This window comes from Micromonospora sp. NPDC049047 (assembly GCF_040649135.1).
Classification (GTDB): domain Bacteria; phylum Actinomycetota; class Actinomycetes; order Mycobacteriales; family Micromonosporaceae; genus Micromonospora.
This window is the reverse complement of record NZ_JBEZEY010000007.1, coordinates 131,701-143,996: the sequence shown is the minus strand read 5'-3', so window position 1 is coordinate 143,996 and position 12,296 is coordinate 131,701. Positions and strand designations below refer to the sequence as shown.

Annotated in this window: 14 protein-coding genes; 3 read left to right on the top strand and 11 right to left on the bottom strand. The window is 71.2% G+C overall.

The features are described 5' to 3' along the window. Positions 1-62 precede the first annotated feature (62 nt). The 6 genes from AB0B86_RS13980 to AB0B86_RS13955 all read right to left on the bottom strand — a co-directional run bounded on the left by AB0B86_RS13980 (position 63) and on the right by AB0B86_RS13955 (position 5,388). Positions 63-1,031: an NAD(P)/FAD-dependent oxidoreductase gene (locus tag AB0B86_RS13980; RefSeq protein WP_357403603.1), complete on the bottom strand. Its 969-nt coding sequence runs from the start codon at positions 1,029-1,031 to the stop codon at positions 63-65. Between the two features lie 106 nt (positions 1,032-1,137). Next, complete coding sequence (locus AB0B86_RS13975; protein WP_357403605.1) at positions 1,138-1,791, bottom strand: rhomboid family intramembrane serine protease; 654 nt, start codon at positions 1,789-1,791, stop codon at positions 1,138-1,140. A gap of 116 nt (positions 1,792-1,907) precedes the next feature. Then, positions 1,908-2,585, bottom strand: a complete 678-nt coding sequence (locus tag AB0B86_RS13970) for a lytic transglycosylase domain-containing protein (protein WP_357418045.1) — start codon at positions 2,583-2,585, stop codon at positions 1,908-1,910. A gap of 276 nt (positions 2,586-2,861) precedes the next feature. After that, complete coding sequence (locus AB0B86_RS13965) at positions 2,862-4,277, bottom strand: PhoH family protein (protein ID WP_357403609.1); 1,416 nt, start codon at positions 4,275-4,277, stop codon at positions 2,862-2,864. 399 nt (positions 4,278-4,676) lie between these two features. Next, positions 4,677-5,012 (bottom strand): hypothetical protein, encoded by a 336-nt coding sequence (locus AB0B86_RS13960; protein WP_357076516.1) that lies wholly within the window; start codon positions 5,010-5,012, stop codon positions 4,677-4,679. Between the two features lie 31 nt (positions 5,013-5,043). Further along, a complete protein-coding gene (locus tag AB0B86_RS13955; RefSeq protein ID WP_354995764.1) occupies positions 5,044-5,388 on the bottom strand; it encodes a hypothetical protein in 345 nt (114 codons plus the stop codon). A gap of 264 nt (positions 5,389-5,652) precedes the next feature. On the opposite strand from AB0B86_RS13955, the gene AB0B86_RS13950 reads away from it, so the two are divergent. The 3 genes from AB0B86_RS13950 to otsB all read left to right on the top strand — a co-directional run bounded on the left by AB0B86_RS13950 (position 5,653) and on the right by otsB (position 7,504). Continuing rightward, the gene (locus AB0B86_RS13950) at positions 5,653-6,096 is read left to right on the top strand and encodes an XRE family transcriptional regulator (protein ID WP_357403611.1); all 444 of its coding nucleotides are present in this window, start codon (positions 5,653-5,655) and stop codon (positions 6,094-6,096) included. 162 nt (positions 6,097-6,258) lie between these two features. Continuing rightward, the gene (locus AB0B86_RS13945; RefSeq protein WP_357403613.1) at positions 6,259-6,612 is read left to right on the top strand and encodes a hypothetical protein; all 354 of its coding nucleotides are present in this window, start codon (positions 6,259-6,261) and stop codon (positions 6,610-6,612) included. A 67-nt stretch (positions 6,613-6,679) separates the two neighbouring features. Beyond that, entirely contained in the window at positions 6,680-7,504 is an 825-nt protein-coding gene (gene otsB / locus AB0B86_RS13940) for a trehalose-phosphatase (RefSeq protein WP_357403615.1), read from the top strand. Positions 7,505-7,544: 40 nt separating this feature from the next. Here otsB and AB0B86_RS13935 read toward each other — a convergent pair whose 3' ends face one another. The 5 genes from AB0B86_RS13935 to AB0B86_RS13915 form a co-directional block, all read right to left on the bottom strand. Further along, entirely contained in the window at positions 7,545-8,315 is a 771-nt protein-coding gene (locus AB0B86_RS13935) for an isoprenyl transferase (RefSeq protein WP_357403617.1), read from the bottom strand. Between the two features lie 31 nt (positions 8,316-8,346). Further along, positions 8,347-9,489 (bottom strand): geranylgeranyl reductase family protein, encoded by a 1,143-nt coding sequence (locus tag AB0B86_RS13930; protein ID WP_357418043.1) that lies wholly within the window; start codon positions 9,487-9,489, stop codon positions 8,347-8,349. A 280-nt stretch (positions 9,490-9,769) separates the two neighbouring features. Further along, complete coding sequence (locus AB0B86_RS13925) at positions 9,770-10,375, bottom strand: response regulator transcription factor (RefSeq protein ID WP_357403621.1); 606 nt, start codon at positions 10,373-10,375, stop codon at positions 9,770-9,772. After that, the gene (locus tag AB0B86_RS13920) at positions 10,372-11,544 is read right to left on the bottom strand and encodes a sensor histidine kinase (RefSeq protein ID WP_357418040.1); all 1,173 of its coding nucleotides are present in this window, start codon (positions 11,542-11,544) and stop codon (positions 10,372-10,374) included. Before AB0B86_RS13920 ends, AB0B86_RS13925 begins: the two co-directional genes overlap by 4 nt. A gap of 20 nt (positions 11,545-11,564) precedes the next feature. After that, positions 11,565-12,296 (bottom strand): ABC transporter permease, encoded by a 732-nt coding sequence (locus AB0B86_RS13915; protein WP_357418038.1) that lies wholly within the window; start codon positions 12,294-12,296, stop codon positions 11,565-11,567.

The following is a 12,296-nucleotide window of genomic DNA, read 5'->3' as shown; positions in this document are numbered from 1 at the left end:
CTCAGGGTCCGACCGAGGTGTCTCGATCCGGACACGGGTCGGTCCGAGTCCGATACCGACGGTCAGCCGGCGTCGGAGGAGTGCCCCGGAAAAAGGTGTGCGCTCGGGTCGATGGCCACCGCCGCGTTGTTGACCGCCGTCGCCGCCTCACCGAAGCCGGTGGCGATCAGCCGCACCTTGCCCGGGTATTCGGTGATGTCGCCCGCGGCGAACACCCGGGGCAGGTTGGTGGCCATCGCGCTGTCCACCAGGATGTGCCGGCGGTCCAGCCGTAGCCCCCACTCGGCCAGCGGGCCCAGGTCGGCGGTGAAGCCCAGCGCGGCGACCACGGTGTCCACCGGCAGCGTTTCGGTGGCACCACCGCGGACGGTCACCTCGGCGGCGGTCACCGCGCCCTCCCCGATCAGGCGGCTGACCTCGGCGTTCACCACCACCCGTACCGGTAGGGAGAGCACTCGGGCGACCGTCGAGGCGTGCGCCCGGAACTTTTCCCGGCGGTGCACCAGGGTCACCGATCGGGCGAGTGGTTGCAGCGCCAACGCCCAGTCGAAGGCGGAGTCGCCACCACCGACGATCAGCACGTCCCGGTCGGCGAGCTCGGCCGGCTGGGTGACGAAGTAGACGATCCCGGTGCCGGGAGCGCCGTCGGCGCACGGCAGTGGGCGCGGGCTGAAGCTGCCGAGGCCGCCGGTGATCACGACCGCGCCGCAGCTGAGCTGCTCGCCCCCGGCCAGACCGAGCACCGGGCGGCCGTCGGCGTACGAGAGTTTCTCGGCACGGGTGTTGAGCAGGTACCGGGGTGCGAACGGGGCGGCCTGGGCGACCAGGTTGGCCACCAGGTCCCGGCCCTTGATGGCGGGGAAGCCGGCCACGTCGAGGATCAGCTTTTCCGGGTACATGGCGGTGACCTGACCGCCGGGCTCGGGCAGCGCGTCGATCACCGCCACCGACAGCCCCCGGAACCCGGCGTAGTACGCGGCGAAGAGACCGGCCGGACCGGCCCCGATCACGGCGATATCGACCTCGCGCATGGCGTACCGTCGCTTTCCGCTTACGGATCAACGCTTGCTGATCTCGACCGTAGGCGGGCGGGGGCGGTCCGGCAAGCACGTCTCAGGGGCCACGCCGGGGAATTGGTCAGGGCATGCTGAGCGTGGAACCGGAGTAGTCCGGTCCGTCCACCGTCGGGCGTCGACGACGGAACAGGATCGCCGCCACCACCCCGCCGAGCAGGCCGAACAGGTGGCCCTGCCAGGAGATCCGCTCGTCGGTGGGGAGGATGCCGACAAGTTGCCAGCCGTAGAGCAGGCCGACAAGCAGGAAGACCGCGAAGTTCCACCAGCTGCGTTCGACGATGCCCCGGGTGAGCAGGATGCCCAGGTAGCCGAAGATGACGCCGCTGGCGCCGACAACCACCGAGTTGGGCGAGCCGGTGAACCAGACGCCGAGGCCGCTGACCAGGATGATGATCAGGGTCGACCAGAGGAAGCGGCGGGCGCCAGCCGCCAGCACGAAGGTGCCCAGCAGGATCAGCGGGATGCTGTTGCTGTAGAGGTGGTCGAAGCCGTGGTGCAGGAACGGGGAGAAGAAGACCCCGTCCAACCCTTCGATGCGCTGCGGGATGATGCCGGCGTTGGCGTCCAGGCCGAACGCGAGCCCCTGGTCGACGGCCTCGATGAGGAAGAGGAACGGGACCACCGCGCACATGGCGACGAACGCCCGGCCGAGCGCGGCGTAGAACGCCTCGGTGCCGAACCGGTTGGGGTCGCCGCTTGGCGGGTGCAGGGTCACGTGACAACTGCTATCAGCAAATGCGGCCGACCGCCACTCGCGTCCCGGCTGAGCCGACCGGCGTACCCACTACGGCGGGGCGGGTGGTCGTCCACCCGCCCCGCCGTCGACGTCCGTCAGTAGTGGCCGTGACTCTGGAAGTAACCCCAGGCACCGCAGGGCGAATCGTACCTGCCCTTGATGTAGCCCAGCCCCCACGTGATCTGGGTGGCCGGGTTGGTCCGCCAGTCCGCGGCGACCGTCCCCATCTTGCTGCCCGGCAGGGCCTGCGGGATGCCGTACGCACCGGACGAGGTGTTGGCGGCCTTGTGGTTCCAGCCGCTCTCCTTGGTCCAGAGCTTCTCGAGGCAGGGGAACTCGGAGATGCCGAAGCCCTTGTCGATCATCAGGGCGCAGCCGATCTTGCGGTTGCCGCTGAACTCCTCGCAGGACGCCGGGATCGGCCCCTCGTACGGCTTGGCGGGCGCGTTGGCGGCGGCCCGCTCGCGCTTGCGGGAGGCGGCGGCGGCCTCGGCCTTGCGGGCTCGCTCGGCGGCCTCCTTGGCGGCCTGGGCCGCCCGCAGCTTGGCCTGGTATTCGGCGGCCCGCTGCTTGGAGAACTGCACCTGGTGGGCGGCCTGCCGCTCGCGCTGGTACGCGAGGTCGGCCTGGTCGACCTCGCGGCTGACCTGCTCGGTCAGCCCCTGTTGCTGGGTTTCCCGGTTTTCGCCCAGGTAGAAGCCGCCGGCAACGCCCACGGAGAGCAGCGCCACAGCAGCCGTACGGGCGCCCAACCGGCTCCACAGCCGACTCACGAAGTGGTCCCTTCGTCGGGGGCACGGACGCGGCGCGGAGCGGCCACAGGTGGACCGTCAGCCGTGCCACGAGCGCCCCGACCGTCTGCCGGTCGCGGCGACGCACCGACCGCCGCCGATGTCGTCCGCCTCGCGACGTTCGATCACCAACGATCCTCGTGGTGCGTGGACGCTCGTGGGACACGATTGCGCACAGTGAGGCTGATGGGAAACCAACAGCACTGTTTGTGATCTGCGCCACACTAAAAATGCGGACAAAAGCCCACATAAACGCCGTCAGATCGGGATGTCCTCCAGGAGATCCGTGACCATCGCGGCGATCGGCGACCGCTCCGACCGGCTGAGCGTGACGTGGGCGAAGAGCGGGTGACCCTTGAGCGCCTCGATGACCGCTGTCACCCCGTCGTGCCGGCCGACCCGCAGATTGTCCCGCTGCGCCACATCGTGGGTGAGCACCACCCGGGAGCCCTGCCCGATCCGGGACAGCACTGTCAACAACACCCCGCGCTCGAGTGACTGGGCCTCGTCCACGATCACGTAGGCGTCGTGCAGGCTGCGCCCCCGGATGTGGGTGAGCGGCAGCACCTCCAGGATGCCCCGCGAGGTGACCTCCTCAAGCACGTTCTCGTGCACCACAGCACCGAGCGTGTCGAAGACCGCCTGGGCCCACGGCGACATCTTCTCCGACTCCGAGCCCGGCAGGTAGCCCAACTCCTGGCCGCCGACGGCGTACAGCGGGCGGAACACGATCACCTTCTTGTGCCGGCGGCGCTCCATCACCGCCTCCAGCCCGGCGCAGAGCGCCAACGCCGACTTGCCGGTGCCGGCCCGGCCGCCCAGCGAGACGATCCCGATGGACTCGTCGAGCAGCAGATCGAGGGCGATGCGCTGCTCGGCGGAGCGGCCGTGCAGACCGAACGCCTCACGGTCGCCGCGGACCAGCCGGACCGACTTGTCCGGCAGCACCCGACCGAGCGCGGAGCCCCGCCCCGAGTGCAGCACCAGGCCGGTGTGACAGGGCAGACCGGCCGCCTCGTCGAGGTCGAGCGTCTCGCCGGCGTACAACCGACCGATCTGCTCGTCGCCCAGGTTCAGCTCGGACATGCCGGTCCAGGTCGGATCACTGGCCTGGCCGTGGCGGTACTCGTCGGCGCGCAGGCCCACCGATGCCGCCTTGACCCGCAGCGGCATGTCCTTGCTGACCAGGGTCACCTCCCGCCCCTCGGCGGCGAGGTTGAGCGCGACGGAGAGGATCCGGGCGTCGTTGCTCTCGGTCCGGAAACCGGGCGGCAACACGCCGTCGTCGGTGTGGTTGAGCTCCACCCGCAGGGTGCCGCCCACGTCGTTGGCGGGCACCGGCGTGTCCAGCCGGCCGTGGCGGACGCGCAGGTCGTCGAGCATCCGCAGCGACTGACGGGCGAACCAACCCAGCTCGGGATGGTGCCGCTTGCCCTCCAGTTCGGTGATGACCACCAGGGGCAGCACCACCTCGTGCTCCGCGAACCGGTGGAACGCCGCCGGGTCGGAGAGCAGCACTGAAGTGTCCAGGACGAAGGCCTGGCCGGCTGGTCGCGGCTCCTTCGGGTCGGCCGGCGCGGCGGCCGCCGAACGGCGGCTCCGGGTGGCACGGCGGGTCGTGGCAGTCGCGGCCGGGCTCTGGTCGGCACCGGCGGTGGTACGGCGAGTCGTCACAGGCCTGCTCCGACGGATGGGCACCCGCCACCCGTGTTCCGCCTCCTCCGGTGCCCGGGGACACGGGGTCGGATGCGGAACCCCGTGCGCGAGGTCGCAGATCCGGGCGGACCGGCTGGCTCGGGAGAACCCCGTGCCATGCCTAGACGCTAGCCCCGACTGACCCTTCCGGCTAGGGGTCGGACGTGGATCTACCTAGACGGGCGGATGAACGCGGCTTCCCCGGGCCGCTGACCACCACGAAGGCCAGTGGCGGGCAGGGCGGAACCGGCCGGGATGCATGCCCCCTGCGCGCACCCCGGCCGGTTGGGGTCACTGTCACCGGTCTGACGTGACCCCGACGGTGCGTGTCCGCCGCGGACGACGCACCGCGTCGATGGTGCCGGTCGCCGACCGACCTCAACCGGTACGTCGAACGAGCGTGCCGGTCGGGTGCCGCCCGGTGATCGGGGCGGCCGGCGCGCTGAACGACGAGCCGGTGTACGTGGTGCCGGGTCGGGCGACGGTGCTGGCCGAGCGGACGACGCCCGCCGGGGAGACCGACAGGGCGGAGGCGATCGCGGCCTGGGCGTCGCGGCGCCGCCGGTTCCAGGCGCCCCGGTCACCGTCGAAGTAACCCTGTCGGTAGCCGAAGCGGTAGCCGATGCGGTAACTGAGCTGCCCGTGCAACCGGCCGGCCGCGTAGCTTGTCGCGCCGAGCACGAGGACGAGGAATACCGCGAGGAACGGGCTCATCGGGCGACCCCGGCCCGGCCCGGAAGCCCGGTCATCGCTCCTCCGGCTCGATCGTTGTGGGATCCGCGACGAGTAGCCGGTCCAGGTCGTCGGTGCTGACCTCCTCGACCAACTCGACGCTGATCCGGCAGCCGTCCAGCACGATCTCGGCCACCGAGGAACGGCGGATCTCACCGCCGGCGTCGTAGACCCGGACGCTCAACTCCGGGCAGCCGAGGTGGGTACGCCAGGCGTTCCACTCGGCGCGGTCGCCGACGCTCAGCGACAGGTAGCGGCAGCCTCGGGCGAGGTAGAGGCGCCAGGGGGCGGTCAGCCCCGCGGCCACCCCCTCGGCGATCAGCCCGAAGGCCTGGGCGCGGGTGGCGAGCTCGGTCACCACACCCCCTCGGAACCGGGGGCGTGACGCATGTGAGCACCAATCGTCTCATGCACGTGACACACCGTAGATTGTCCCATGGGCGTGACAGTATCAGCTTTTCGTCCGCTTACGCTCACCACTACGGGCATCTATTCTGCCCGCGTGACACCCCTCAACAGTGGCACTGAATCGTTTACCGGAAATCCGAAGATCCCGTCACGTATGCGTGACAGTGGCGAGCCGGGGCGCACGCCCACCACCGGCTGGCCGTACGGTCACGGGGTGACCGAGACGGCCAATGCGCGGAAGATCGCCTTCGCCACCTTCGTCCGCCGCGCCCTGGACGAGGCACGCGCGACCCGAGCCTGGAGTGGCACCGAGGTTTCCCGGCGCACCGGGGTCTCCCGACAGACCATCAACCGGTGGGTCCGGGGCGACTGGGCCAGCGACCCGGAGGCCGAACGGGTGGTCGCCTTCTGCGAGGGCCTGGGGCTGAACCCGGCCGCCGCCTTCGCCGCGCTCGGCTGGGACCGCACCGCGACCGGCCCGCGCGGTGGCCAGCCCACCCCTCCAATGGACCCGGACGTGGAAGCCCTGCTCCGCCGACTTGTCGATCCGAACGTCTCGGACGCGGAGAAGTTCCACATCCGGGAAACCATCAGATATCTCGCATACCGCCCAACGCTGCCGGTCGATGTCCGAAATAGAGGCAATCAAGCAGGCTAGTTCCTCAGATGGCGAAAGAACGCCTGGTCAGGTTCATTCGTTTGCCTCCGGGGCCGGAACGGGCACGCTAGCGTCCGTACTCGTACTGCTTGGGCTCGTCATCGGCGGGGGGACGGGACAAGGCCGAACCCAGCCCTGCGGGACAAAAGGAGGGGTCTGTCCATGACCCTGAAGTGGTTGGCAGTCGTGGTCGCGACCGTGTCGATGACACTGTGGGCGACCGGCAACGCGGTGACCCTCGCGGTCAACGGCGGGCAGCTTCCGCTGCTCGTCAACCTTTTCGTACTCATCACCGCCGGCACCGCGGTCATCCTGGCCGTCGTCGCCGAGCTGCACGAGCGGATGAACGACCGGATCAGCGCGCTCACCGAGTTCCTGGTGGCCCGGCTCAACGAGATCGAGAACCACACCGGCGATCGCAACACCGGGTTCGTGGAGGGCTACCTGTTGAGCCACGGCCAGGACGCGGCCGTGGTGCCGTTCGGCCGGCGTGGACGAGGAGCCGCCGAACGCTGATCGCCCACCGCGCAACGGGTCCGCTCGGCCAGGAATGAGCCTGGATCGCCGGGGTACGCTGACGCGCGTGCCGCCGTTGAATCTGGGCAATCACCAGCCGAGAACCCCGTTGAACGCCGACCAGGCCTGGCGGACCACCGCCCGCCGGGCGGCCGGTACCGTGCTCTTCTTCGACTTCGACGGCACGCTCGCGCCCGTCGACGACGATCCGAGCGCGGTACGACCGGCGCCCAAGGCGTTGGCCGCGATCGAGGCACTGGCCCTGGTCGTGCAGCGGGTCGCGATCGTCTCCGCCCGGCCCGTCGAGTTCCTCCGGGATCAGCTCGGCGGGCTCGAAGGCGTGGACCTCTACGGCCTCTACGGGCTGGAGCACAGCCACTCCGGCGGGGAGACCGTCACCGAGCCGGCCGCGTTGCCCTGGGTGCCGACAATGGTGGAGCTGGCCGACCTCGCCCGGGCGGAGCTGCCGCCCGGCACGCTCGTGGAATACAAGCGGCTCTCCGTCGCCCTGCACTGGCGTACCGCCCCGCAGCTCGGCTCGACGGTGCAGCAGTGGGGGCAGGCCCAGGCCGACCGACTGGGGCTGCGCGTGCAGGCCGGGCGGATGGTGCTGGAGCTCAAACCACCTGTCGACCGGGACAAGGGCATGGTGATCGGCGAGGCGATCAAGGGCGCCACCGGCGCCTGGTACTTCGGCGACGACGTCTCGGACATCAAGGCCTTCGCCGCGCTGCGCGCCCGCGCCACCGCCGACCCGGACTTCCTCGGCGTCTGCGTGGCGGTGGCCAACCCGGAGACCGGCCACGAGGTGGCGAACGCCGCCGACCTGACGATCGAGTCCCCGGCCGCCCTTGGCGACTTCCTCACCCAGGCACTGACCCACCTGCCCTGACCCGGCCGGCGCGACGACAGGCGCGTCGCCCGCCGCCGGCTCAGACGCCGTAGCGGCGTTGCCTGGTCGCGTACGAGCGCAGTGCGCGCAGGAAGTCGATGTGCCGGAAATCCGGCCAGTTGAGCTCGCAGAAGTAGAACTCCGAGTGCGCGGACTGCCAGAGCATGAAGCCGGACAGCCGCTGCTCTCCGCTGGTGCGGATGACCAGGTCGGGATCGGGCTGGCCACGGGTGTAGAGGTGCTCGGAGATGTGCTCGACGTCAAGCACCTCGGCCAACTCCTCGAGCGTGCCGCCGGCGGCGGCGTGCTCCAACAGCAGTGAGCGGACCGCGTCGGTGATCTCCCGGCGACCGCCGTAGCCCACCGCGATGTTGACCTCCGCGCCGCCGGTGCGCTCGCGGGTGCGTTCCTCGGCGCCCTTGAGCGCCGCCGCGGTCTGCGCCGGGAGCAGATCGAGCGCCCCGACGATGCGCAGCCGCCAGGGATTGCCCTCCTCCGACAGCTCCACCACCAGGTCCTCGATGATCTTGAGGAGTGGGTCCAGCTCGCTGGCCGGCCGGCGCAGGTTGTCGGTGGCCAGCAGGTAGAGCGTCACGTGCCCGACGCCGGCCTGGTCACACCAGCCGAGAACATGCTTGATCTTTGCCGCGCCGACCCGGTGCCCGTCGTTCGGGTCGACGAAGCCCATCTCCTTCGCCCAGCGGCGGTTGCCGTCGCACATCACCCCGACGTGCCGGGGCACCGGCTTACCCGCGAGCTTCGCCGTGAGCCGGCGCTCGTACACGGAGTAGATAAGGTTCCGCAGCGTCATCACCTAGCAGCGTAGCGACCCTTCGACCAGATCACCGCCTCGGAGCCCCATCACCGCCCGGCAGACCGATCCCGATCATCGCCAGCGTACGGGCGGTGAGGCGTCCGTCACCCAGTCCCAGCTCGACCACGTCATAGAACACCCGGTCGTCGCGCCGGGCCGCCCGGACCGCCGCGTCCACCACTCGACGACGCCGGGCCAACCAGGCCGCGACCGAGCTGTGCCGCAGGTGGGTGCCGAGGCGGCGACGCAACCCGTGGGCGTAGCGCTGCGCGGCCACCTCGGGTGCCTGGGCCGCTGCCGCACCGGCGAGCGCACCGGAGAGCAACGCGTAGAAGATGCCCTCCCCGGTGAACGGATTGATAAGTGACAGCGCGTCTCCGGCGAGCAACGCGCGACCCCGCCCCGGTGTCGGTCGGTGGGTGGACAGCGGCAGGTGATGGGCGCGCAGCGCGGTCACCGTCCCCGGATCGGTGTCGGGCAGTAGCGCGGCCAGCCGGTCCAGCAGGTAGGCCCGGCTCAACGGCTCACCGCGCAGCACCTCCCCGTACCCGACGTTGGCCCGTCCGTCGCCGATCGGAAACGACCAGGCGTACGCCGGCCAGCGCGCCCGCGACGTGACGATGAGCTGCTCGGACGGGCCGGGCAGGGCCGGCGCGTACCCCCGGATGGCAAGCGCCAGGTGCCGGTCGGGATTCTGCGGGTGGCCGAGCGCCCGGCGTACCACCGAACCGGCGCCGTCGGCACCCACCACCACGCGCCCCGACAACTCGCCGTCGAGCACCACCCGGTCGGCGCGCGGCTCGACCCGGCGCACTGTGTGCCTGCGCAACTGCGCGCCGGCCGCCACGGCCGCCGCCACCAGCCGCGCGTCGAAAACCTCCCGGGGCACCGTGTACGCGGGTCGGGGCAGCGCCCGCGCCACGGCGCCGCCACCCGGCGCGATCATGCGTAACGCGGGCAGCGGCGCGTAGCCCGCCACCGCCTCGCTCACCCCCAACTCGGCAAGTACGTCCACCGAGTGCGCGGCGATCCCGTCGCCACACGCCTTGTCCCGGGGGAAGTCGGCCCGGTCCAGCAGCAGCACGCTGGCGCCCGCCCGGCGTGCCGTCAACGCGGCGGCCGCCCCGGCCGGCCCCGCGCCCACCACCACCACGTCGAACTCGTCGCTCACCGCGCCTCCCTCTGTTCGGTGGGCGGCCGGTTCCTACCCCGTCCGGCGATCCGCCCGCGTCGCGGACGCCAGCCGCTGTGGCCGACGCCACCCGCCATCCTGCCCCCCGCCCGCTCACCAGTACCGATGCCGCACGGCGCGGTTCCCGGACTCGCGACGTCGATCATGGAGTTGTGGTGGTAGACGTAATACGCGCACAGTGGCAAGCCGGGCACCACGACTCCATGATCGACGCGGTCGGGGTCGGGGCGGGGGCGTGGCGCACCAGGGCGGGTTGACGTCAGATCCAGCCGTTGGCGCGGGCGTGGTGGGCCGCCTCGATCCGGTTGCGGGTTCCGGTCTTGCCGATGGCGGCCGACAGATAGTTGCGGACGGTGCTCTCGGACAGGTGCAGGCGGGCGGCGATGTCGGCGATGGTGGCACCGTCCACGGCAGCGGTCAGCACGTCCCGCTCCCGCTCGGTGAGCGGGTTCGGGCCGGCCGACAGCGCCGCCGCCGCGAGCGCCGGATCGATCACCCGCTCGCCGGCCAGCACCCGGCGGACGGCGACCGCGAGCTGCTCGACCGGCCCGTCCTTGACCAGGAAGCCCGCCGCGCCGGCCTCCATCGCCTGTCGCAGGTAACCGGGACGACCGAACGTGGTGAGGATCAGCACCCGGCACTCGGGCAACTGCTCCCGCAGGATCGCCGCGGTGTCCAGACCGCTGCCGTCGGGCATCTCGATGTCGAGCAGTGCCACGTCCGGACGGCTCGTGCGGGCCGCCTCCAACGACTCGGCCACGGTGCGGGCCTCGGCGACCACCTGCATGTCGGCCTCAAGGTTCAACAACAGGGCCAGCGCGCCGCGCATCATGCCCTGGTCCTCCGCGAGCAGCAGCCGGATCATCCGGTCACCGTCGCGATCCGGCTCGTGGGAACCCGGACGGTGAGCAGCAGACCTCCGCCGCGCGCCGGACCGACCTCCAGGGTGCCGCCCGCCTGCTCCAGCCGCTCGGTGAGACCACGCAGACCGTTGCCGAAGGTCGGCCGGCCACCCACCCCGTTGTCCCGAACGGTGAGCACCGATCCGTCGGCGTCGGTGTCGATCCTGATGTCGCACCGTGACGCCCGACTGTGTCGCAGCACGTTCGTCACCCCCTCCCGGAGCACCCACGCGAACACGTCGTCGGTCTCGACGTCGAGCTGCCCTCCCATCCGCACGCTGACCGCGATGCCGACATCCGCCAGGACGGTACGGGCGTTGTCCAACTCCCGGCCGAAGCTGTGCTCGCGGTAGCCGGTGACCGCCTCCCGTACCTCGGCGAGGGCGGTGCGACCGATCCGCTCGATGTCCGCTGCCTCCACGGTGGCCCGTTGGGGGTCTGTCGGAGCCAGCCTGCGTACCACCTCGGCCTTGACCACGACCAGCGACAACGTGTGGCCGAGCAGGTCGTGCAGGTCCTTGGCGAACCGGAGTCGTTCCCGCTCCACCACCGTGCGGGCCAGCTCTCGCTGGGTGCGGCGCAACTCGTCGACCAGACGGGCCACCCGGGCGAACGCCAGCGTCATGGCACCCGCGAGCAGCGTGATCAGCGCGATCTGGGCCATGTTGTCGGCCGGCAGACGTCGGGCCACCCCGATCACCAGCACCGCCACGACGCTGCCACCGACCCAGCCGAAGCCCCACCCGACCTGGACCAGTCCCACCGCGCCGGCGGAGCACACGTACATCAGCAGGGCCAGCCAGCCCTCCGAGGCACCGGCGTACGCGGCAGCGAGCGTCACCCCGAGCAGCGCGAGCAGGGCCAGCCCGGCGTGGTGCAGGGCCGGTCGGATGGTCAGTCCGACCACGGGGACCGCCACCAGGGCGAGATAGAGCAGGGCGAAGAGGGCCAGCCCGGCCGCTGCCATCGCCACCGGGTGGACCTCTCCCCGCACGATCGTGGCGGCCGGCGGCAGCAGCAACCACAGCCACAACGTGTGAGCCAACACGAGCACGACGCCGCGGTGCCGCCGACTGCGGTCGACGGACACCGTCGTGTCGGCGGTACCAGGCAGGTCGGCCGCATCAGGCATGGCGAAAACCGTATCGGTGGTCAACGGCCCACGGCCGCGCGCCGGTAGGCCCACGCCGCGACCGCTGCGAAGAGCAGGGTCCAGGCCAGGAGCAGGCCCAACCCGGACGGGGTGGGCGGCAGCCCGGCGACCGACCGCCAGCCGAGTTCGGCGTACCGGTAGGTCGGCAGCAGGTGCGCCAGGTGCCGCAACGCGGCGGGGAAGTACGTCACCGGCAGCAGCAGGCCACCAAGGACCGACAGGCCGAGGAAGGCCAGGAAATTGACCACCTGGGCCACCTGCGGGGCGAGCCCGTAGCCGATGGCGAGCCCGAGCAGGGCGAACGGTATCGAGCCGGCCCACAACAGCAGCAGGAGCGCGGTCCAGCGGGCCGCGTCCAGGTGGACGTCCTGTTGCAGCCGCCCGGCGACACCGACCGCGACCACCGACGGCACCCCGGTCAGGGTGCTGACCAGTGCCTTCGTCACGACTGCCCGCCAGGGCGGCAACGGGGTGACGCGGAGCTGGTGCAGCCAGCCGACCGCCCGCTCCTGGGCGACCGCCGACCCCACCGAGAGCACGCCCGCGACGGCGCCGTATCCGGCCAGGCCGACCATGAGCGCGGCGGGCGCGGCCACGCCCTCCAGTTGGTCACCGCTACCGGCGAACCCGGAGAAGATCAGGTACGTGAGCACCGGCCCCAGGACGGAGAACAGCATGAGACGCGGGTCCCGGATCAGCCGACGCACCTCGAATCGTAGATAGGCGCGCAT